At 56.9% G+C, this 20,792-nt stretch carries 20 protein-coding genes; 5 read left to right on the top strand and 15 right to left on the bottom strand.

From position 1 onward, the window contains the following. Positions 1-11: 11 nt before the first annotated feature. From ACYZTZ_RS16855 to ACYZTZ_RS16845, 3 genes are all read right to left on the bottom strand, one after another. A complete protein-coding gene (locus ACYZTZ_RS16855) occupies positions 12-497 on the bottom strand; it encodes a GNAT family N-acetyltransferase (RefSeq protein WP_461999059.1) in 486 nt (161 codons plus the stop codon). 41 nt (positions 498-538) lie between these two features. Next, entirely contained in the window at positions 539-1,342 is an 804-nt protein-coding gene (locus ACYZTZ_RS16850; protein WP_462000687.1) for a 2OG-Fe(II) oxygenase, read from the bottom strand. An 83-nt stretch (positions 1,343-1,425) separates the two neighbouring features. Further along, complete coding sequence (locus ACYZTZ_RS16845) at positions 1,426-2,235, bottom strand: glycosyltransferase (RefSeq protein WP_461999058.1); 810 nt, start codon at positions 2,233-2,235, stop codon at positions 1,426-1,428. Positions 2,236-2,565: 330 nt separating this feature from the next. Between ACYZTZ_RS16845 and ACYZTZ_RS16840 the strand changes: the two genes are divergently transcribed. Both ACYZTZ_RS16840 and ACYZTZ_RS16835 read left to right on the top strand, forming a co-directional pair. Continuing rightward, a complete protein-coding gene (locus tag ACYZTZ_RS16840) occupies positions 2,566-2,715 on the top strand; it encodes a hypothetical protein (RefSeq protein WP_462000736.1) in 150 nt (49 codons plus the stop codon). 114 nt (positions 2,716-2,829) lie between these two features. Next, on the top strand, positions 2,830-3,291 hold the full coding sequence (locus ACYZTZ_RS16835; protein WP_461999057.1) for an anti-virulence regulator CigR family protein: 462 nt from the start codon (positions 2,830-2,832) through the stop codon (positions 3,289-3,291). A gap of 50 nt (positions 3,292-3,341) precedes the next feature. Here ACYZTZ_RS16835 and ACYZTZ_RS16830 read toward each other — a convergent pair whose 3' ends face one another. Then, positions 3,342-3,776 carry a GFA family protein gene (locus tag ACYZTZ_RS16830; protein ID WP_056743824.1) on the bottom strand — a complete coding sequence of 145 codons (435 nt, stop codon included), beginning with the start codon at positions 3,774-3,776 and terminating at the stop codon, positions 3,342-3,344. A 42-nt stretch (positions 3,777-3,818) separates the two neighbouring features. Beyond that, positions 3,819-4,760, bottom strand: a complete 942-nt coding sequence (locus ACYZTZ_RS16825; protein ID WP_461999056.1) for a carbon-nitrogen hydrolase family protein — start codon at positions 4,758-4,760, stop codon at positions 3,819-3,821. Positions 4,761-4,863: 103 nt separating this feature from the next. Here ACYZTZ_RS16825 and ACYZTZ_RS16820 point away from each other — a divergent pair, with 103 nt between their 5' ends. Together ACYZTZ_RS16820 and ACYZTZ_RS16815 are read left to right on the top strand one after the other, a co-directional pair. After that, entirely contained in the window at positions 4,864-5,547 is a 684-nt protein-coding gene (locus ACYZTZ_RS16820) for a winged helix-turn-helix transcriptional regulator (RefSeq protein WP_461999055.1), read from the top strand. 93 nt (positions 5,548-5,640) lie between these two features. Continuing rightward, positions 5,641-6,153: a hypothetical protein gene (locus ACYZTZ_RS16815; protein WP_461999054.1), complete on the top strand. Its 513-nt coding sequence runs from the start codon at positions 5,641-5,643 to the stop codon at positions 6,151-6,153. 417 nt (positions 6,154-6,570) lie between these two features. Here ACYZTZ_RS16815 and chrA read toward each other — a convergent pair whose 3' ends face one another. The 10 genes from chrA to pdxR all read right to left on the bottom strand — a co-directional run bounded on the left by chrA (position 6,571) and on the right by pdxR (position 19,323). Next, the gene (gene chrA / locus ACYZTZ_RS16810; RefSeq protein ID WP_461999053.1) at positions 6,571-7,929 is read right to left on the bottom strand and encodes a chromate efflux transporter; all 1,359 of its coding nucleotides are present in this window, start codon (positions 7,927-7,929) and stop codon (positions 6,571-6,573) included. Continuing rightward, positions 7,922-8,866 (bottom strand): chromate resistance protein ChrB domain-containing protein, encoded by a 945-nt coding sequence (locus tag ACYZTZ_RS16805; protein WP_461999052.1) that lies wholly within the window; start codon positions 8,864-8,866, stop codon positions 7,922-7,924. Before ACYZTZ_RS16805 ends, chrA begins: the two co-directional genes overlap by 8 nt. A 171-nt stretch (positions 8,867-9,037) precedes the next feature. After that, a complete protein-coding gene (locus ACYZTZ_RS16800) occupies positions 9,038-9,778 on the bottom strand; it encodes a Mut7-C RNAse domain-containing protein (protein WP_056743834.1) in 741 nt (246 codons plus the stop codon). Positions 9,779-9,944: 166 nt separating this feature from the next. Beyond that, positions 9,945-10,370: a GNAT family N-acetyltransferase gene (locus tag ACYZTZ_RS16795; RefSeq protein WP_095133258.1), complete on the bottom strand. Its 426-nt coding sequence runs from the start codon at positions 10,368-10,370 to the stop codon at positions 9,945-9,947. 77 nt (positions 10,371-10,447) lie between these two features. Then, complete coding sequence (locus tag ACYZTZ_RS16790; protein ID WP_461999051.1) at positions 10,448-11,827, bottom strand: J domain-containing protein; 1,380 nt, start codon at positions 11,825-11,827, stop codon at positions 10,448-10,450. A 6-nt stretch (positions 11,828-11,833) separates the two neighbouring features. Next, positions 11,834-13,525 (bottom strand): Hsp70 family protein, encoded by a 1,692-nt coding sequence (locus ACYZTZ_RS16785; protein ID WP_461999050.1) that lies wholly within the window; start codon positions 13,523-13,525, stop codon positions 11,834-11,836. A gap of 359 nt (positions 13,526-13,884) precedes the next feature. Further along, complete coding sequence (locus ACYZTZ_RS16780) at positions 13,885-14,898, bottom strand: acyltransferase family protein (protein ID WP_461999049.1); 1,014 nt, start codon at positions 14,896-14,898, stop codon at positions 13,885-13,887. 437 nt (positions 14,899-15,335) lie between these two features. Further along, positions 15,336-16,601 carry an MFS transporter gene (locus tag ACYZTZ_RS16775; protein ID WP_461999048.1) on the bottom strand — a complete coding sequence of 422 codons (1,266 nt, stop codon included), beginning with the start codon at positions 16,599-16,601 and terminating at the stop codon, positions 15,336-15,338. A 33-nt stretch (positions 16,602-16,634) separates the two neighbouring features. Next, entirely contained in the window at positions 16,635-17,705 is a 1,071-nt protein-coding gene (locus ACYZTZ_RS16770; protein WP_461999047.1) for a sugar phosphate isomerase/epimerase family protein, read from the bottom strand. Between the two features lie 112 nt (positions 17,706-17,817). Continuing rightward, positions 17,818-19,323: a MocR-like pyridoxine biosynthesis transcription factor PdxR gene (pdxR, locus tag ACYZTZ_RS16765; protein WP_461999046.1), complete on the bottom strand. Its 1,506-nt coding sequence runs from the start codon at positions 19,321-19,323 to the stop codon at positions 17,818-17,820. Between the two features lie 293 nt (positions 19,324-19,616). On the opposite strand from pdxR, the gene ACYZTZ_RS16760 reads away from it, so the two are divergent. Continuing rightward, on the top strand, positions 19,617-20,528 hold the full coding sequence (locus ACYZTZ_RS16760) for a YeeE/YedE thiosulfate transporter family protein (protein ID WP_461999045.1): 912 nt from the start codon (positions 19,617-19,619) through the stop codon (positions 20,526-20,528). Positions 20,529-20,792: the final 264 nt, after the last annotated feature.

Genomic DNA, 20,792 nt, shown 5'->3' with positions numbered 1-20,792 from the left:
CGTCTGATTAGTCAGTTCCGTACAGTCCAAAGCATGGTCTGAACCCTGATATGCGGATGACTGACCAAAGGTTCCCATTCATCGATGAAAGAGAAACCCTGCTTTAGATAGAAGTTCGAGGCTCTTGCATTGTCCGGGGAGACATCCAGGAAAATGCGATCATGCCCTTTGCCGATCGCGCGAGATTTCACCGCCTCAACAAGCTGAGCTGCCACACCAGAACCACGTGCAGCGGGTTCTACCCACATTCCGATCAGGTTGTAGCGATTCGCTTGACTGACCCCGGCACCGATCATCCCCACCGGTTTATCGTCCTTGATGGCCAACCAGAATTCCGCTCCGGCCGCTGACGAAGCGCGTTCTTTCCACTGCTCGTCACTGTATTGAGCGGCCGTTTGGTAACTCACACCAAACGCTGTCGGCGTGTCCAAAAGCGCAGCGAGACGGACCTGCTTCAAAAACATCCAGTCTTTGGCTTCCGTCAATCGAATGTCCATGATCTTCCTTAAAGATGGCGCGCCATGGCTGCTTTCGTAGTCTAGTTTTTTTTCTTGATTAGTTTAGCCAGGTAGTACTTTAGGCTTAAACGATCTTTGGGCCTTGGCTTGTAGTGGGTTTTATTTCTTTGTGCAGGATCGATCACCATGGTTCCTGCGGTGTAGTAATAAAGCGCTATAGACCTGCGCGTGATGTGCTCTGGCGTTGTTAAAGGCTCTGGATGCCCATGATTGCTGTCTTTGTCTGTGTTGAAAATGACACATCGATTGTAAATGGGCAGGACTTTTTTAAGGCAGGTCTTCATCCCGACATCCCAAAGTTCAAGGTTGCCGCCGTATTCCTCTCGCCAGTCTTCATTCAGATAAATGATGATATTCAGTCTGCGCTCAACATTAAGCTTTTTGTTGAGCCTGAAGTCCGAGTGTACCCCCAGGAAACCGCCACTTTTCGTTTCATGCAAGCCGCCACCAGCAAAGTAGGGGTCGGGTATCAAGCCTTCAATGCCTGTGAGCTTTTCAAGAAACTGCAACATGGGGGCTGAGTTGAAGGCGTTAAAAACAGTCTTCAAATAGGGGGGGCATTCGTTGGGACTGATTTGACGTTTTAGTTGACCTTTATAGCCGCGCTCATAGAGCATTTCGTTGTTGGTGGGTTCGGTTGGGAAGTGCGAGCAGATACTCGCAATCAGCTCTTCATCCAGGAAATTATCGATGACGATGTGCGGAAATGGCGTAGCCTGAATATAGCCACTGGCCAATGACGAACCCAAGGCGCTGGCGGCGTTCTGGTCGAAATCAAGCTCCGGGGAGAGGGTCATAGGTAGTGCTTGAGTGATGGGTGCCATTACCGCTCCAATAACTTGATATAAAGACGTTTTGGTGACTTCAAGCAGCGTCCAGCGCACTGCTCGTTGTGTCTCTTCGTCGCTTAACTTTTGCTGTCTTCTTTTTTCAGGCGCTTAAGGATATCGTTGTACATTTTGGTTCGCCTATGAGTCTTTTCATAGCCGCCAGCCGCTGCGACAGTGCCAGACTGCATGTGATCCAGATAACTGAAGATTTTACGCGGTGATAACATTTCAACGACATAGCCAAGTTCGGTCATGCGGTCCTGGAGGGTGTAGCCTGGCACGCGATCATCCATCGAAAAATGCATGTTGTGCTGTTTGATAAGTTTGCAGTTCCACAATGTACAGAAACTCTTCAAGTAGACTTCTCTGTACGGTTTTGGTTCTCTGGAGCGTAATCCCATGGAAATTTTCAGGTGCCTGAAATGGTGTTTGAATAGTCGTGAGCTAAAGCGCCAAAGCGTTCTCGTGGTACCGCGGTTTAATTGCTCAACACAACCGACGGCTACGACTTTTTGGTTTTTCAAGCATTTATTCAGCATCATCGGAAAAACATTTTTATCGAAAACAAATGTATCGGTGTGCATTAGAAATAAATAATCAGTTTCAACTCGCTCCAAAACCAGGTCAAGTGCTTTGCCATGCGCGACATGCCCAGGTTCTGGTTCAGAAACAGAACGTTCGATTAAATTGATCCAGTCAAGCGTTCGTAAATACTCAGTGCTTTCATCGGCGGAATAGTTGTCAACGACCCATATTGGGACGTTGTGGCTGGCCACATGCTGGTGCAATAAGTCTAAGCATATCTTGGTGATTTCTGGTGTTTTGTAATTAACTATAACTATGCTGAAGGTTTTAGAGTTATCAGCCAGAAAGTTAGTGTTATTCATCGTTCAGACGCCCAATGATATAGCATTTTGTTGTAGGAATAATTGAACATGTATACAGCTTTCGCTAATTTGTCTGCACAAGATTTGCTTGACTATAAAAACACAATTTGTTAAGCCCGCTTTGTCAAATATAACCATAGCTTACTCTGCCTGATGGAGAGCAGTATATGCGGGCTTCATCGTATAAGGATCTGCGCTGTAGGTAAACGTTCGTGACTTAATTTGTTACACGTCCCCCGCGAGCTATCTCCCGTACACGCAGCCTGGCTAAGTACAGCCATTGCTGTAGTTACCGTGGCACTAACGGCTACTGCGCATTGAGCATTACTGATGAAACGTGCGGCCCAGTGCATCCAGGCGAACCGCGATGGGTGGCAAGCGCTGGCTGCTCAGGGCAAGGGTTTCGACATCGTCTGCGGTGTTTTGCGCGATGGCCTGTACAGACTGCAAGCGCCCGACCACTTCGCGGCCGCCAGCTGACTGTCTTCGACACAGCGCTCCACGCCTTGGGTGTCGATGGGGCAACATGGAACCCACATCGTCGATAGCGTCTAAATTACAGAGAGATGTCCCGCCACGCTGAAGGAACGACTCATGCTCAGATCTCGCTCATTGATTGCAACTATTACATGCCTTGCGCTGGTTTCCGGTTCAGTGACTGCATTGGCCGATCCTGGTAATGGAAAAGGCCAGGGAAACGGCAAGGGGCATCCGCAAAACAGCCAGGATCATGGCAACCAGGGGGGCAAGGGCAAAAATTCCGGGGGTGGTGATTGGGATAATGGCCCAAGTATCAATCGCGGAAGCGTTCTTGGGATCGTTGGCGGGTATCGAGACTACTGGAGCCCCGGACCTGCATTGCCACCCGGCATTCAAAAGAACCTCGCGCGAGGTAAGCCGCTTCCACCCGGGATTGCCAAAAAACTGGACGGCCGGTTGATCGGCAGGCTGCCTCATTATGATGGGTATGAATGGCAGCAAGTTGGCACCGACTTGATATTGGTCGCGCTGGCAACCGGGCTCATCTACGAAGTGCTCAACGGTGCTTTTGATTAATGGGCATGATCCCTATGCCCATTTGAAGGTGGCAACCGGCGTAAACAGCGCTATTCGTCCACGCTGATACCCGATCCCCCTAATTCGTTGGGGACATCCTTCAGCTTGGGCACTCCATCTTTGATGCGCAGCACGGTCTCCTGATAGTGGACGTGAACGCCTGGCGAATACGCAAGATCCGGGATGACCGCGGCATACACATCGATGAGCCCCATCCCCGGGTGCTCAGTGAAGATGTGTCCACCGCACGTCTTGCACCACTTGCGGTAACTGCGCGGTGTCTTGTTGTAGGTGCCGATGTTGTCAGCACCCCGAGTCACTTGTACCGCCTCGGGTTTCCACAGCGTGAAGGCATTGACCGGCCCTGCAGACCAATGCCGACACGACTCGCAATGGCAATAGCCCATCGCGGCCGGTTCGCCACTGACGGTGAACTCGACTGCGCCGCAAAAACAACTGCCCTTGTAAGACCGTTCAATGCTCATGGCATGACTCCTTGATCAATTGCCAGGCGATACCGCCGGACCTCATTCGTCAATGTAGTGCACCGCAGTCGCAGGCGTGCGCCGCACCTGCAGTTCGAAAATGTCCGGGCGCGCGTAATGCCCAGTGACGTCGAGTGCCCGCCGCGCTGGCGCCACGAGTGCGACGTCGATGTCCGCATACAGAATGCCGGCCTCTCGGTGTAACGGACCGGCCACGATCCGGCCTTGAGGACTGACCACCACCGAGTCGCCGTCGTTGATCCATTCCTCCGGATCGGGAAACAGTTGCGCACGCGCCGGGAAGTCGTCGGGGATGTCGCTGCCGCGCAGCACGGTTCCGCTGCCGAGCACCCAGCAGCGGCCTTCAAGTGCAATGTGACGCATCGTGCTGATCCAGCCTTCGCCCGTGTCGTACGTGGGGGCGACGTAGATTTCCACCCCTTGGGCATACAGAGAATAGCGTGCCAGCGGCATGTAGTTTTCCCAGCAGATGAGCGTGCCCACGCGGCCGACGGGTGTATCGACCGTGCGCAACCCGCAGGCATCACCGAAGCCATGCACCATGCGCTCGGGATTGGTTGGCATCAGCTTGCGATGTCGGTTGAGCACGGCGCCGTTCGAGCCGATAACGACTACGCTGTTGTAGAGCGTGCCGCCACCCTTTTGCCGGTCGCATTCATTGATGCCGCACACGATCGTCACGGCGTGAGCCCTGGCGGCCTCACACAATTGGCTCAGGTCACCGTTCGCGATATCGACGGCGTTGGCCAGCAGCCGCGTGTGCAACTGGCCCATGACAGCCCCGTCCTTTCCCGCCGCCAGCCGCCAGATCCAGGAGGGGTAACCGGGAATGTACGATTCGGGCAAAACGATCAGCGAGGCTCCCGCTGCCGCAGCCTCAGCAACCGATTGCACGGCCCGGGCGATTGTCGCGCTGCGATCGAGCAGCACGGGCGCGCGCTGAATGATGGCTACCTTGGTCATGGCGTGCTCCTTTGGTATTTGGCTTTCGAGGTTTCAGCGTGCGCGTGGCGAAGTGGCGGGGCTAGTTCAGAATCTGAAGCGTTGTAATTGCGGAGCCAAGGCAATGGACGAAAGCTACGGTCAGTTCTGCACGGTCGCGCGCGGTGCTGAAGCCCTGTGCGAGCGCTGGACACCTTTGGTCGTGCGGGAGTTGCTGTGCGGCAGCAAGCGCTTCAATGAACTGCACCGCGGCGTGCCCCGGATGTCCACCAACCTGCTGGCACAACGTCTGCGCCATTTGGAAGAAATCGGCGTCGTGCACCGCACGGCCACCGGCAAAGTCTGGGAGTACAGCCTGACCGAGGCGGGCGAGGAATTGCGCCCCATCATCATGGCGCTAGGGCATTGGGGCGCGCGCTGGATCGGCAGTCGCCTTCGCGATGACGAACTCGACGCGGGCCTGCTGATGTGGGACGTACGCCGGTTCGTGCGCATCGAAACGTTCCCGTCCCGACCGGTGGTCATCCACTTCAAGTTCCACGACGCGCGACCCGGCGAGCAAGCGTGGTGGCTCGTGGTTGAACAGGGTGTGGCAGACCTGTGCCGCGACGACCCCGGACGCGAACTGACGCTCGTCGTGGACTCCAGCGTGCGCGCGTTGACCGAGGTGTGGGCGGGCGACCGCACACCGCGGGAGGTTCTTCAGTCGCGAGAGCTGCGTGTAGATGGCGCGGTGAAGGATGCGGAAAGTTTGTGGCGCTGGCTTGGCACGAGTGCGTTCGCGGGTACCCGGAGCGCGGCACGCTAGCGCTGGCAGCATCCGTCGGTCGCAGGACTTGAACTGTCTGGGGCTTAATGCGTCATAAGACTCGCGATATCAACCAACCCTACGGAAGCAATCATGCTTTTAAAGAATAAGAGTCTCATTGCTGTAATGTCCTGCGCCCTGATGCTTGCGGCCGCCCCATTACTCCCTGCTGACCTGTCCATCATGAACTCCGCCTATGCGAAAGACGGTGGTGGTGGTGGTGGTGGTGGTGGTGGTGGTGGTGGTAACGGTGGTGGTAATGGGGGCGGAAACGGAGGGGGTAATGGCGGTGGCCACGGCGGCGGTATAGGCGGCGGCCACAGCGGTTCAGATCACTCCGGCGGTACTAACAGCAACGGCCGCGGCAATGGACTGGCCAGCGATCACGCCGGCAAAGCTGTTCGCGACCATGGCGAAAGCGGAAACCACTACGGCAGAGATAGCAATAGTGATCGCGGTCATGGCCAAGCGACTTCAGGCATCGCCCATTCCAAAGACACTCGCGGCGTGGCCAAAGCCAGAGCAGTCTCGACCACGACACCAGGCGATCACAACACGAAAGGGTTGAGCAAAGCCGGGACATCGGTATCGAAAATCTCGCACTGATCAGCCATAAGGGTTGATGGGGAAGTCCAACAGACTCAACTGCAAAGTCTGCCACACGCTTGAGCTCAATTGGACTTCTTCGGTGGGTAGTTACCGCGCAAGCCCCCGGACTGGGTGCCTGTCTTACTGGTCAGGGCAGGCACTACCGGGCGAGATCTGGGTTGGGGGTTGGAGCGGCTCCGGGGTTGAGGTTGTTTGCTCATTGTTTGCCTCCTGACTTTTCAGGGTTTCGCGAAGGCCTCCTGATAAAGCTTAGCTGCTGGCTGCGATGGTCTGCATCGTTCAGCAGTGGGTGAAAAGGCTGCAAGCGACCAAAACCCGCAGCACGCAATCCTGAACAAAACGGGCGCCCGACAAGGCGCCCGTTTTCGTTTGTTCCGTTGCTTGAGTCCGTAAACGTCGACCGATACATCCTCTCTAGCGCAGCAGATGCACCGCCAAGCCGACGAGCGCGCAAGCCATCAGCACCTGAATGACGCCCCGTTTGAAGCGGAACAAGGCAATTGCCGCCAAAATGGCGATCAGTGCAGAGGGCCAGTCGAGGTTGCCGCTGAAGCCCTTCGGCCACAGCACGTGATAGCCGAAGAAACAGGCCAGATTGAGGATCACTCCAACCACCGCCGCTGTGATTGCAGTAAGCGGTGCAGTGAACTTGAGTTCGTTGTGGGTCGATTCCACCAGCGGGCCACCGGCGAGGATGAACAGGAACGAGGGCAAGAAAGTGAACCATGTCACCAGGGTGGCCGCGACAGCCCCGGCCAGAAATACATGATCGGCGCCGAACACTTGTGAGACGTACGCTCCCACAAAGCCGACGAAGGCCACCACCATGATCAGCGGCCCTGGTGTGGTTTCCCCCAGTGCCAAACCGTCGATCATCTGGGTCGGGGTAAGCCAGCCATAATGACCGACCGCACCTTGATAGACATACGGGAGGACTGCATAGGCTCCGCCAAAAGTCAGCAACGCTGCCTTGGTAAAGAACCAGCCCATCTGGGTCAAGGTACCTTCCCAGCCAAAAAGCGCGGTCAGGACGCCCATCGGCAACGCCCACAGCGCTGCGCCGATAAGGGCCAGCAGCGCCAGTTTCATCCAGCTGAACCGGGCATGTTCCGGGGACGGGGTGTCGTCATCGATCAAGGCTGGGCCGAAGGACTTTTTGGCAGCGCTATGGCCCCCGGTTCTGAACTTTTCAGGCGCCAGACGCCCTCCGACATAGCCGATTAACGCTGCCCCCAATACGATCAGCGGGAAAGGAACATTGAACGCGAAGATCGCGGTAAATGAAGCTGCTGCTATCGCCCACAGCCAATTGTTCTTCAGCGCCCGAGTGCCGATCCTGTGTGCCGCCTGCACCACGATGGCCGTCACGGCAGGCTTGATCCCATAGAAGAGGCCGGCCACCACAGGCACTTCGCCGAACGCGATGTACATCCACGACAAAGCGATGAGGATGAACAGTGAGGGCAGCACAAACAACACTCCGGCGATCACTCCGCCCCAGGTTCGATGCATCAGCCAGCCGATGTAGGTCGCCAATTGCTGAGCCTCTGGCCCAGGCAGCAACATGCAATAGTTGAGCGCATGGAGAAAGCGTCGTTCGGAGATCCAGCGCCGACGTTCCACCAGTTCCTGGTGCATGATCGAAATCTGTCCTGCTGGCCCGCCGAAACTGATGAAGCCGAGCTTCAACCAGAACCAGAATGCCTCACGCAAGCTGATCGCCTCCGGCCTCGATAGATCCTCTTCAGCCGTTGATGCCAACACCTTACGCATTGGGTTGTTCCTCTTTCACAAACTCGGCGAGCAGGCCGTCGAAGATGGCGCTGGCAGCAGCCAGCAAGTGGTCGTCGTGGGTAATGGTTTCGCGCAATCCCGCCAGCACGCGCTCGATGCCGGCCGCCTCCAAAGGCTGAATGCCGCCGATATCGAGGTAGTGCACCAAGGCCGCGATGCGGTTCAGGCCGGGCTCTTGAAGCTCAAAACTGGCTTGCAGGGTTTCGAAGGTCACGCGATTGCCGACATGACTGAAGGTCGCATCATCGAAGTCGAAACCCAGCGCGTCTGCCGGACAGTCATGTGGAGTATTCAGCCAGAGGATCCGAGCTTGAGGATCAATGAAGCGCCGAATCAACCAGGCGCAAGCCAGACGGTCAACCCACGGACGCTTACGTGTTGCCCAGATACGACTTTGATAGTCGCCACGTTTGAGTGCCGTTATGGGCTCGTCGCGGCTATGGGGTTCATCCGCAGACAACGCCCTGCTGGCAGCCGTCTCAAGCGCCTGCAAGGCTGAATCAGTCTGCTCCTTGGGCTTACCTGGAAAATAATCGATGTGGGTGAGCTGATCGTAGTTTTTGCGCAGCTTGCGAATTTGCTTGGTGGTAGCCAATGCGTTTTCAGGATTGAGCTGCCCACGGCACTCTTCAATCTCTGCGCGTAGCTTGCTGTAGTCATCGCTACGGTCGAACAACTCGACAAAGCGCTCACCCTCCGGATCGACCACGGGCAGGATGTAAACAGTGCCATTGATAGAAAGGATGTCGCGCTCGACAGACGCCAGAGCATCGCGACAGACACTGGTATCAGGCAACAGATAGGCACCATCGCGCAAAACTGCCGCACCTGAGGCTTTCAGAGCGCGCCAGGCTCGCATGCGCTCGGTGGCATTCGCCGTGGGTAAAGCGAGAATCAGTGTCAGCCAGTTGTTCATGTAGAGAGCGCTATTTATTTTGTAGTTCTTGTTACATTATCGGTGTTTTTGGCGTTTGGAAAGCCCGGCCAGCGCTGCGCAAAAAGACTCAGGCCGGCTTTCACACCTCTCGAATGAACTGAGCGGGTTGGTGGGGCGCTTCAAGTCGTAGAGGCGGGCCGATGCGCTCGGCTATCGGTACAGCAGAGGTGCCAGCAGTGCACACATGCCGCGCCAGTGCGAACCCTCCCAGTAAACCCGTTGGCAGGCGTCGCAGCGCAGGAAGTGCGAATAGAGGATGCCAACGCGTGGCGGCACCTGCGCCCGGGCCAGTTCCGGGCTGATCTCGTGCAGCGGCAGGTTGCAATGAAGGCACAGGCTGAATGGCCGCGCGCTACGCGCCAGGTCGAGGCGCTCGTACAACTCGCGCAGCTGCAGCGACGGTTTCAGGGCATGCACGTAACAGCCGTGGCTGATGATCCGTCGCTTGAGCAGTTCGCGGTCGCGGGTTAGCACGATGCGTCCTTGCTGCGCAGCGATCTCGGCGATCTCGGCATCCTCGAAGCCATTGTCGTAGAGGGTGTCGAAGCCGCTCATGCGCAGCAGGTTGGCCAGCCCGCCAAGGTGCGCATCCGCGACGAAGCGCAGCACCCGTAAAGGTTGCGCACGAACCTTGAGCAGTGGGCTGATGTCCAGCGCTTCGAACTTGGGATACACCGCCAGCCGGTCACCGTCGAAAATCACCCGCTCGAAGCCCACCGACTCGCCGTTGAGCAGCACCAACTCGACCTCCGTGTGCGGTATCCCGAGCGCCTCGATCATGTGCTTGACCGTCGCCGCTCGCGCGCACTCGCAAGTGAAGGACTGCCGCCGCCGTTCGGCCGGCAGGAAATCGTTGAGCTCCTCGTAGAAGCGGAAGGTTGCTCTGGTCATGTTGAACAGTATGGCAGGGCTGCAAGGATGAGCGAGTCTAGGCCGGACATCTTCTCCGGCAGCCCCCAAACTACGAAACGCCCGCTGAACGATTTAGCCGAAGCTGCATGAGATACACATCATCGGGCGTTGGGATCTACGAGAGCAAAATCAACTCAAAGCGCTGCTAGCACAGCGTCTTTTGGTAATAGAGTCGAGTATGTCCTGGTGGGTAATCTGCCAAGCGTCCGAACTCGGAGTACCCAAGTTTTCGATAAAAACCTGGCGCTTGAAAGCTGAAGGTCTCTAGCCAAATGCCAATGCAGTTCTTCTTTTGCGCGATATCTTCGGCCATGCGCATTAACCGCTCCCCGATACCCTGGCCCCGCATCTGTTCAGGAACACTGACAAGATCGATGAGTAGCCATCGATAGGAGATCTTCCCGTACAGCCCGCCAATGACTTCGTCCCTGTCAGGGGCTCGTAGCAGCAGAGCAAATGTTTCATGCGCGTCGTCTCCGCCGTTAGTCAGGTTATGAGCCAGCAGCGGGGTCAGAATGGCTAGGCGCTCTGCTTCAGTTACATTTTCTGATAGTTGGATTTGTGCAGGCATGGTGCTCTCCCTGAGCGTTTTGCAACCGGGTCAAAAGGGTATCCCATTCGCGTCATCTGTCTGCGCCCTGCGTGACCCTAAACCACTGGTTTCATATGCCAATAGATCCAACCTGCCATCGCCGCCACGGCCACCAAAACGAGAACACCTTCGCGCTTGAGCACGTGCCAGGGCAACCGATCGACTTTCAGCTTGATGGCTCGTAATGCCCGAGCGGGCAACGAGAGCAGTCCGCCGCTCAGCGCAGCATTGGTGAAATAAATCGTGCCCAGGAACACCACCACGGGGCTCATCCACTGCAGCCACAGCACATGATCGGACCAGGCGTACGCCACGACTGCCGGTATTGCACTGGGAAGGATGTGGCGCAGCACCAAGAGCCCGGCGCCTTGCCGATACCAACCCCGCGGGAGTAACCATCCACTGAGCAGCACATCCAGCTGCCCCAGCCTCACGGCCACCATGGCCCACACCTGGTAAGCCTTCAGGCCGACCCACATCACCGCCATCATGAAGATCGGCATCAGGACCAAGGTGACCAACCCGATACTTTTCGACGAGCCGGCCAGCAGCGAAACCACCAGTAAAGCAGAGAGCGCCAGCCACAAGAACAGGTGGACCCCTGCATAGTGGGTGGCCGGCAACCAGTCCCGCCAGTTGTCCAGTGGCTGCAACCCGAGACGTTGGGGCACCTCGGGGTATTGGTATTCAATGTCCTGGGCGAGCTGTGAAAAGCGTTGCCAGTCGAGGCTGGTAAAGTAATCGGCCATTGCACGACGGTGGCGGTCACTCATGGGTTTGAGCAGCAAGGCGGCGGCCTGCCCGTGGATTTTCTCGGCATCGAATCTGGCCAGCTCGCCGCGCACGGTTGCCTCCATGGCCTGCACCTCGCACCGCCGGATCAGCCTGTCCCAACGCCAGTATTCGCACGGTAACGTGCCCTGTTTTTCGTCCCATCCCATGATCTGGCACACGCCATCGAAGAACGCTGGCGACCAATGCGGGGCGGACTCGAGCCAAGCCAATACATCTTGCTCGAACCGCTGGCGGTGTTCGAAGGATACAAGCCAGTCGCTGGCCAGCCAGGCGCGCAGCGCGTCCACTACCTGCCGGTCTTTACCGTCGGCCAGCCACTGCTGCATCTGCTCAAGAGACGGTTCTGGAGGACGGGTTGAGCTATCGACGCTGTCCACCGGGATGGCCAGCGAAGGAACTTCGTCCGCCTGGGGGCATTGCGGGTCGAGTGCGCTTACAGCTAACGGGGCATCAACGATTTCCTCATCCGCCTTCGCGCGCCAGCGAGCCTCGGCCAGCGAAGCTTCATAGGCTTCACGCAGGCGCTGGAACGCATCAGGGTTTTCGTCTGGACGATGGGTTTTGAGCAAGCGCGCATAGGCTCGCTTGATGCTGCGTTCGTCCGCGTTCGGCGTCAGGCTGAGTACTTGCCAATGGTTCATGGGGGCTTAAACCTCTCGCTCGAAATGACCCAGGCGCTGAGTAATGTCGCTACGGGCTTCGCGTATCTGACGTTCGTCCTGAGTGTCGAGCATTTGCTGAAAATGGGACGCCAGCCCGGCAATATGCTGCCGGCCATCGCCCAGGCTTTCCTGATACAAGCGGTCCAGTCGGGCCAGCAGCAGCGTATTGATCTGCTGATCGCGGGGGTGCACTTTGAGCGTTTCGAGGGCGGCGAGCCGCTGGGCAATTTCTTCTGGGGCCAGTACGCCGGGGTTGTTCTCGATGACCAGTCTGCGGGTTTCGCCGTTGATGGGCAGGTGCACCTGCGCCTCGAGCAAACCGTTGTTGTCATAGGTGAAGCGCACCTCCAGGGTCACTTCACCGGCCTTGCGCGGCGGCACGGCGATTTCCAACTGCCCCAGGAAAATATTGTGACTCACCAGCCGGTTTTCGCCCTGATAGATACCCAGACTGACCACTTTCTGATTGTCAGTAAGAGTGGACACAACGCGGGAACGGCTCACCGGCACCACCGTGTTGCGCTCGATGATCGGCAGGTAGTGGCCGCTTTGAAAACCCGCCCCCACCTGAACCGACGTTTCGATGCCCAAGGTATAGGGGCATACATCGGTCAGCACCACTTCTTCAAGGGAAGCATGACGCGCCATTAGTGCCGCCTGGACCGCCGCGCCCTGCGCGACCACTTCGTCCGGGTTGAGCTGCATCGACGGGATTCGCCCGAAGAGGGCCGCCACCAGCTTGCGCACCAGCGGCATACGCGTCGTGCCGCCCACCAGCAATATCTCGTCGAGGTCCGCGACTTTGATCCGCGCATCGCGCAGTGCGCGTTCGATCGGCGCACGCAAGCGATCCAGCAAGGGACGGAAGATGTCCGCAAGGTCGCCCTGGGTCAGTTCGATGCTCCACTCGCGCGGTTGCTCGCGCAGGGTAAAGCGTGCGGTCTGTGCCTGTCCCAGCACATGGCGAACCCGTTGCGCTTCACGCCGCAACCGTTGTGCAATGGCAGGGAGGGCCGTGTCCGGCAAGTCGGCGGCGCCGATTTTTGCGATGAAATGCTCCACGAGCAGCTCATCGAAGTCTTCACCGCCGAGGAAATTGTCGCCGGCGCTGGCGCGAACTTCCATGACGCCTTCAAACAGCTCCATGATGGATACGTCAAAGGTGCCCCCACCGAGGTCGAACACCAGAAAGGTCGTTTCGTTTCGCTGTTGAAGGCCGTAGGCCAATGCGGCGGCGGTCGGTTCGTTGACCAGTTTTTCAATTTTCAGCCCGGCCAGCTCACCAGCGACCCGTGTCGCCTTGCGCTGAGCATCGCTGAAGTACGCAGGTACGCTGATCACCGCTTCGTGAATAGGCTCGCCCAAGGCACGCTCGGCGTCGGCCTTGAGGCTGCGCAGCAACATCGCCGACAGTTCTTCCGCGCGGTAGGCGCGCCCACCGAGCCGCGTCTCACGGGCGCTGCCCATGTAGCGCTTGAACAGCGACGCGGTGAGTTGCGGATGGGTGTGCAACCGCTCGCGAGCGATATCCCCGACAACCAATTGGCCATGATCATCGAGACCCACGACGCTCGGCGTGAAGAGGTTGCCCAAGGCATTGGGGAGTATCCGGGCCTGTTCACCATCCCATGCAGCCACGAGGCTGTTGGTGGTGCCCAGGTCAATACCAATGATCACAGTCACTTCTCCTTAAATGACGCGGCCAAGCGGTAGAGTGCATGGGTCGCAAGGTCAGTCATGACCGTTGTACCGGAGGTACACAAGTCCATGGCCGAAGTTATCGGCAGGGCAGGCGGTAGCTTTAACCACGGCTGCATGCGTTTGCGTGTGGCGGTAGCTGCCGATGATCAGCCGGGCGAAGGACATCAATGCCGAAATCTCATTCAGCACTTTGAGGAGGTCTGTATGTGAGTTGGTGAAAAAGCCTGACATCTATCAAAAAAACATCTTCCGAAGTACAGGCTTTTTAGCGGGGACGACCGTCCGCATTTGGCCGAATTGCTTCCTATCGTGAAGGACCGCAATCGGCTGTGGATTCAACCGGCCGATGTAACAGATTGGCTAGTTACTTTCTTGGAAAATCTCTTACCAAAAGCAATCCACCATTTTTCATAATAGAAGGTCGAGATATGCGCGGTGAGAAAAATGGCGGCGAACAACAAAGGGCGCTTCAAGTATTTTATGACGGTATCTCCGCTGCCCAGCCAAGTATGTATTAGCAGCGGATGAACAACGTAGAGAGCGTACGAGATGGTGGCGATATAAAATAGAACGCGATTATTCAGAAGCTGGGCAACGGGTGTCTGGCTATTGAGTAACGTGCTCCCCACCATTGCTGCGGCAAGATAGGGGCGGAAGTAGTTCATGAAGCCCGCATCGGGATGACAGGACACGATAAACAGGAGGCATAAAAATATTTGTGCGATCCCTGTTTGTGTCGGAAGTTTCGCAAGGATGTTGCCCAGTCTATTGTTGTATATCAGTGCAAGTATGCATCCGGAAAGTATTTCATCAATGCGGTAATAAGTATTGATTGCGACCTGGACGTCGTTCATGACCCGGTACATCGTGACGGCGATGCAGAGACAAGGAATTAGCAGTATCCACTTGTTTCTCATCAAAACTACCAGCAAAGCGATGGCGAAATAAAATTGGACCTCCATGCACAAACTCCATAGGTGGCCGTTTACACTGCCAAGCCACATGGGCGGCCAGTTGGCAACGAACAGAAAGTTTGCGATGTAGAAATCCGGAGTGCTGTTCATGACAGGTAAAGCAATGAGCATGTACAACCAGGCGAGCGGCACAACCCGAAAGATTCTGCGGATTAAAAAATCAACGACGCTGCTGTTGTTGAGTAGAAAGTTTGTTATCAGGAAACCCGATAGCGTAAAAAATATAGCCATTCCCATAACGCCTGCGGCGGCATTAAATTGCCAAGGCTTTGGGCCAAGTGGTAGCAGGTGGCACGCCAAGACAAGCAAGATGCTTATGCCGCGCCATCCATCAAGTACGCTGAATCGAGAGCCCGCTACGGAATCACTATTCATATTTGCATCCCGCTCTTGGGTCGATAGAGGGCATTCTATAAAGGCAGTGCTGCGTCTGAAGACTGTCTGAATTCATATAAAAATCCAGTAGTTGCAGCGGTGAAGAATTCAAGAAATCAAAGCATTTAAGCCTGTAGTCTAGGACACCTTTTGCACTTTACACTTCACGCCATGAAAAAATTCCAGGCGCGAGGAGTTCGCTAAATGACTGGGTTTTTGGCGTTGTTTGTTTGACGTTGCTTGATAGCATGGCGCTAAGTGAATCGCCCACGGTCGCTCCATAAGCCGGTGCGTCGCCATAAGATGAAAAAGCGTTCCGTTGCGGTAACGCGTTATCCAGATTGCGCGTAAGTCAGCGCCGGTTCATTCCGGCGTTGTGGCCAGGAGGAGGGATCGGCGTGTTAGACGATTCCTCCTCCCTGAGTCCATGGCGATGATCAGGCTTGCGCCGCGCTCATCCCGCCAGTGGCCATGGATTTTTTGCGCACCGCTTGATAGAGCAGGCTGGACACCATGAAGCCCACAATGGCCAGTATGCTCATCAAGGTGAAGACATAGTTGTAACCCTGTTGACCGGGGAAGTGGTCGAGGATCGCGCCATAGATCACGTAGGCAAACATGCCGGGCGCGTAGCCGATCAGGCAACCGATGCCGAAGGCCGAGCCGGTGATGTGCTGGGGAATGCCGACTTCACCCATGGGCGCCCAGAACACGCCGCGCATGGAGAACACAATCAGGGCGAAGGACAGGGTGGCGGCCATGCCCGCATAGATGAAGCCCGGGCTTTTCGGAATCAGCATGATCACGCCCATCAGTGGCAACAGCGCCAGGAATGCCCACTTCAGGTAGCGGCTGGTGCTCTTGAACTGCTTGTCGGCAATGAAACCGCCGGCAGGCCCGCCGAGGATCTTCAGGAAGTACTGGTTGATGATGCCGTAGGCGCCCACCAAGGCCACGGGCAACCCGTACATTTCCTTGAGGTAGGGAATGAAGTAGGTCAGGCCGCAGTAGACGATGTAGACCATGAACACGTTGAGGCTGACCAGCCAGATTCCCGGAACCTTGATCGCCTCCATCAGGTTCGCCAGACCGTTCTTCGGCTTGGCCACCGACTGCGCGCTGCCGCTCTTGAGCAGGAACCAGGTCAGGGTGCCGGCCAGAATATCGATGACCGAATAAAACAGGATTGCCGACTTCAGGCCGGTTTCGCCCGAACCCATGGCGACGAACACGCCCAGGGCGGAAAAGGCCACCAGTGTATCCACCACGCCACGCCCGCCTTCGAGCAGGCCGAACAACCGGCCTTGCTCCTGATCGTCACCCAGGTTGCGGATGGCTTTGAGCAGCGATGGCCAGAACAGGCAGTCGGCACAAATCGCCAACAGACTGAACACGATCAGCAAATTGCTGAAGGGCGGAAAGGTCGCCAGGTACAACCCCAGGCCACCGGTGCCGATCAGGCCGAGAGGAATCAGTTTGCGCGTGTCGTAGCGATCGGCGAGCAGGCCGCCCACCACAAACAGCGCGGTGGCGATGATCGCGTTGGCACTGAGCAGCATGCCGATTTCAGTGTGGCTCAAGCCCATGAATTCCTGCATGGGTACATAGAAGGCGTCCTTGAGGTTCGCCAGCTTGTAGATGGTGCCGCCACCGAGGATGAGGATCAGGAATCTGAGCCATTTGGCCTTGTTTTGAGTTGTCATTATTGTTCTCCGGGCGTAGTCGGGTCGTCAGGTTCAGGCGTTGGAAGAGGTGGCCAGGGTCAGTTCGGACAGGGTGCGTAATTCGGCCAGCAGGCTACGGACATAGGCAACCTGGTTGTTCGCCCAGCGGTGTTCGTCGGCCAGCATTCGCTCAAGGGAGTAGCCGTTCGGCAGCGGCGTTTCGCTCATCTCCCGGTAGGCAATGAAGGGATCGGCCGCCTCAGTGCTCTGGCGGAAGGCCGGGGCCACGTAGTGGTTTTCCTGCTCGAGGATGAACGCGATCACCTGCGGGGTTGCTTCGCCCAGCATCAACAGCTCGAACAGCATGCGGGCGCTGGGCAGATCGTCCTCGTCGCTGCCCTGCAAAACGCCGTAATGGCCGAAGCCGTTTTGTTCGGGGACGATGCGCACACCCTTGAGGTGAGTCTGGCGGATGTGCGGCGCCAGATTGCGCAGGGCCTGCAGGGGCTGTTCGCAGGCATTGATCATGTTGCCAAAGTCGAACAGGGCATGCAGGCGAGGGTGGTTGAGGCGGTTGAGCAGTTGCGCGATTTCGCCGCTTTTGAGTTCTTCATGCTGCTCGAAGTCAAAGTACAGATCGTGTGCGTCGGCCTGTTGTGCGAGGTAGTGCAGGTCGGTCTCGATCACGTCCATGACCCGCGACAGCGTGCCCTCATAACGTGAGTAAACACGGATGTTGCGCACCCCCAGGGCCCTGGCGATGGCGATCACCTGGTCGACATCCTTTTTCAGCGTGCTGCTGATTTCCAGGTGCACATCCAGCCCCAGCGCTTTGGCCTTGGCGGCAAACGCCTGGAGCTGCGCGGGTGACATTTGGCTCAGGCTGTATTCCTCGCCGTCGAGCAAGTGCAGGCTCAGGCCTTGCAGCTCGTGGCGATAGGCGAAGTCCAGCAGGTCGGCAGGGGTGACACGACCGTGGGTGAGGTTGGTCAGTAGCGGGTAGGCGTGGGCAAACAGGCGCAATTGCCCGAGACGTTCAAGTAACCGCCGGGCCAGTGCGTCCGTCAGCACGGGAACAGCCCCGTGTTCGACCACCTTATGGCTCAGCAAGGCGTTGAATCGTTCCTGGATCTTATTGTTCATTAGAGTCGTTCCTGGTTCAGACACCGGGTCTACCGGCGCAGCCTTTATCGCGCCAGTCAGGAACTCTCGATAGATCCATTATCAGTTAATTGATAAGACCACTTGCCTCGCATCAAGTGGTCGGCGGCAGATAACCCAATGTGCGCAAGGCCTGGGCCAGCGCTTCTACACGTTCCCGGGCCTGGTTTTCAGGCGTGCCGGCAAAGCCGATCAACAGGGCCGGCGGCAGGGCATGCTTGATGCGGTAGTCGCTCAAGGCGTAGGTGTGGATGTTGTGCTGGGCCAGTTGCCGGGCGATGTCAGTGTCGCTGAGTTCAGGGGGCAGCCAGGCGATCAGGTGCATGCCGGCATCCGTCGGAGTGATCCTGAAAAAGCTGCCAATCTGCTTTTCAATCTGTTCGATCAAGGCCTCTTGGCGCGCCTTGTACAGCGCACGCATGCGGCGGATGTGCCCCAGAAAGTGGCCTTCGATCATGAAGTCTGCCGTTGTCGCCTGAAGCAGGGTAGGCGGACTGCGATCCATGACCGCGCGCAGGGTGCAAAAGGGTTCGACCAGGGCCTGCGGCAAAATCACGTAACCCAGTCTCAGTGACGGAAAGAGCACTTTGCTGAACGTTCCGACGTAGATCACCCGGGCCATCTGGTCCATGGCATACAGCGCCGGGAGGAGGCGGCCACTGTAGCGAAACTCACTGTCGCAATCGTCCTCGATGATCCAGCTCTGATGCTGCGCAGCCCAGTCGATGAGTGCCTGGCGCCGCGCATAACTCAGGGTGACACCCAAAGGATGCTGGCGCGAAGGCGTACAAAACACCAGGCGGGCATCAGGGCACTCGGTCAGGCCTTGCTGGACATCGATCCCCTGTTCATCGATACGCAACGGAATCACCTGAGCCCCCTGGGCCTGCAACGCAATGCGCGCGGCGATGTGCCCCGGGTCCTCCATCCAGACGCTGTCCTGCGGATTGAGCAGTAGCATGCCCAGCAGGTTGAACGCTTGCTGCGCGCCGGAAACGATCACCACTTGCCCGGCATTGCAGTCGATGCCACGCGCATCGAAGACGTATTCGGCAATCGCTGTGCGAAACGCCTGCAAGCCTTGCAACTCGCCATAACCCAGAATGGCCTTGGTTGGCTTGAGCAGATGACGGTTCATCAGGCGCCGCCAGATCGCCTGCGGGAATGCGTCATAGCTGCTGTGGCTGGGCAGGAAGGAGGTCGGGGTCGCGGGGTCCCAGTCGGCATAGGACACCCCGCGAAAATGATCGCTGCGCAGCGACAGCATCGACTGGCTCAGGTCGGACAGGCGCGGTGGCTGGCGCGGTTGCTGATCCTCGATACCCCGGCTTTCCCACTCAGTGCCGACATACGTACCGGCGCCAGTGCGCGAGGCCAGGAAACCTTCGGCAATCAGTTGATCGAAAGCATTGAGAATGGTGATCCGCGACAACCCCAACTCGTTGCTCAAGGTCCGGGTCGACGGCAGGCGCACGCCCCCCTGGATTCTGCCGTTGAGTATCTGTTTGCGAATCTGCAGATACAGTTGGCGGTACAGGGGAATGGCACTGGTACGGTCCAACTCGATAGCCGACAGCAGCAAACCTGCGGGGGATTTCATGACATGCTCGTCTGGGCGAAATGGGATTTGACCGGGAAACCGTCAGGCGACGGGGAGGTAAGGGTATCGAGCGATACCCGATAAGTCATCCGTCTGGCGTTGATGTCCGGCGCAATACCGATTCGCTACAGCGCTACCAGCTACTTTTGCCTTCATACCGATAGTTGCCTGTCATGAAGGGCCTCTAACGACGCAAAGCTGACGGCTGTGTCAGATACACAGGTAGCCTGATCGAGAGCTACGCTAATGCCTAGTGAGGCCCGGTCCATCCAAATCAGCAGTGGCGCACGAACATGGTTTTCTCTCTACTGATGGCGTTGGTATTAGCGTTCCTGATTGGCTGGGTTTCGCAGCGCATGGGTATGTGTCTTGTCAAAGCGAGCGAACAATTGCTGGCGGGGCGCCCGACGTTGTTTGTCGCACTGACATCGTGTGGATTGTTCGGGTTGATGCTGGCCCCGCTCTATCGTTTCTCCGAGGTCAGCCTGCCGCTGTACTCGCCTGGTATTTCCTATCCTTTACTGGTTTCGGGAGGCTTGTTGTTCGGGGTGGCATCGGTGCTGAACAACGGTTGCAGCGTAGGCACGCTGACCAAGTTTGCCTGTGGCAATTTCAATAAACTGTTCACAATGATCGGCTGGGTCCTGGGGATCGTGCTCTGGTATTACATGCGCATGATGCCCGAACAGAAGACCATTCTGATGCCGGAAATTTCCAGCCGCCATTACTGGCTGTTGATCGGTGTAGTGGCGCTGGTGCTGATATTTTTGGTCGGCATACATGGTAATAAACACCTGGTTCTCTCCAGTATGCTGCTGGGTGCGTTGACGAGTGCGCTCTATACGTTCGAGCCGTTATGGACACCGAGTGTGTTCTTTTACAATGTTTCGCAGATGTTCTGGCAAGCCGATATGGCAATCAGCGCCCGGCGTATTGCGGTGTTTGTTATGTTGCTGGCAGGCATGTTGAGTTTTACCCTGTACAGGAAAACGTTCTGTTTCGAGGCCTTTACCCCATCAAAAGCTGGCGTTCATTTGTTGGCGGGTATTTTGATGGGGATTGGGGCTTCGATGATGCTCGGCGGTAACGACTCGCAAATACTGTTGGTGTTTCCAACACTGGGCGTTGCTTCAAGCATTCCACTGGTGTCGATTGCCACAGGCATTCTGGTGTCATTGTGGTGCAAAAAACGCGGTACGAGTTGAACTCGTCAACACCAGCCACTTGAAGCTGCCTTCTGGTATTTTGGCACTTCATTAATCTACAAGCCGCAGTAATTTAACTTACTGTAAGGCGCCGCGTAGATCACTCAACTTCATACCAACAGCACATGCTCGACTGACGGCCAACGCCTGCCAGCGTCGTTGGCTGGCAATTGCCTGGATTTGTTGGACTGGTTCGATCCGGGCTGTGTGAAAGCGTAGCGAGCGAAGGCATAACTAGGCAAAAACAGGCGTGAAGCTGCCGGT

The organism is Pseudomonas sp. LB3P58, assembly GCF_054897895.1.
Note: the sequence above shows the minus strand (reverse complement) of the source record. Positions and strands in the feature narration are given on the sequence as shown.

Bases quoted from the DNA above. Each gene is read 5' to 3' on its own strand.
- ACYZTZ_RS16815 (WP_461999054.1), top strand. From the start codon at position 5,641: ATGCTTTTAAAGAATAAGAGTCTCATTGCTGTAATGTCCTGCGCCCTG.
- ACYZTZ_RS16830 (WP_056743824.1), bottom strand. From the start codon at position 3,776: ATGAGCATTGAACGGTCTTACAAGGGCAGTTGTTTTTGCGGCGCAGTC.
- ACYZTZ_RS16775 (WP_461999048.1), bottom strand. From the start codon at position 16,601: ATGACAACTCAAAACAAGGCCAAATGGCTCAGATTCCTGATCCTCATC.
- ACYZTZ_RS16840 (WP_462000736.1), top strand. From the start codon at position 2,566: ATGAAACGTGCGGCCCAGTGCATCCAGGCGAACCGCGATGGGTGGCAA.
- ACYZTZ_RS16850 (WP_462000687.1), bottom strand. From the start codon at position 1,342: ATGGCACCCATCACTCAAGCACTACCTATGACCCTCTCCCCGGAGCTT.
- ACYZTZ_RS16770 (WP_461999047.1), bottom strand. From the start codon at position 17,705: ATGAACAATAAGATCCAGGAACGATTCAACGCCTTGCTGAGCCATAAG.
- ACYZTZ_RS16835 (WP_461999057.1), top strand. From the start codon at position 2,830: ATGCTCAGATCTCGCTCATTGATTGCAACTATTACATGCCTTGCGCTG.
- ACYZTZ_RS16820 (WP_461999055.1), top strand. From the start codon at position 4,864: ATGGACGAAAGCTACGGTCAGTTCTGCACGGTCGCGCGCGGTGCTGAA.
- ACYZTZ_RS16855 (WP_461999059.1), bottom strand. From the start codon at position 497: ATGGACATTCGATTGACGGAAGCCAAAGACTGGATGTTTTTGAAGCAG.
- ACYZTZ_RS16845 (WP_461999058.1), bottom strand. From the start codon at position 2,235: ATGAATAACACTAACTTTCTGGCTGATAACTCTAAAACCTTCAGCATA.
- ACYZTZ_RS16760 (WP_461999045.1), top strand. From the start codon at position 19,617: ATGGTTTTCTCTCTACTGATGGCGTTGGTATTAGCGTTCCTGATTGGC.
- ACYZTZ_RS16780 (WP_461999049.1), bottom strand. From the start codon at position 14,898: ATGAATAGTGATTCCGTAGCGGGCTCTCGATTCAGCGTACTTGATGGA.
- ACYZTZ_RS16825 (WP_461999056.1), bottom strand. From the start codon at position 4,760: ATGACCAAGGTAGCCATCATTCAGCGCGCGCCCGTGCTGCTCGATCGC.
- chrA (WP_461999053.1), bottom strand. From the start codon at position 7,929: ATGCGTAAGGTGTTGGCATCAACGGCTGAAGAGGATCTATCGAGGCCG.
- ACYZTZ_RS16790 (WP_461999051.1), bottom strand. From the start codon at position 11,827: ATGAACCATTGGCAAGTACTCAGCCTGACGCCGAACGCGGACGAACGC.
- ACYZTZ_RS16800 (WP_056743834.1), bottom strand. From the start codon at position 9,778: ATGACCAGAGCAACCTTCCGCTTCTACGAGGAGCTCAACGATTTCCTG.
- ACYZTZ_RS16795 (WP_095133258.1), bottom strand. From the start codon at position 10,370: ATGCCTGCACAAATCCAACTATCAGAAAATGTAACTGAAGCAGAGCGC.
- pdxR (WP_461999046.1), bottom strand. From the start codon at position 19,323: ATGAAATCCCCCGCAGGTTTGCTGCTGTCGGCTATCGAGTTGGACCGT.
- ACYZTZ_RS16805 (WP_461999052.1), bottom strand. From the start codon at position 8,866: ATGAACAACTGGCTGACACTGATTCTCGCTTTACCCACGGCGAATGCC.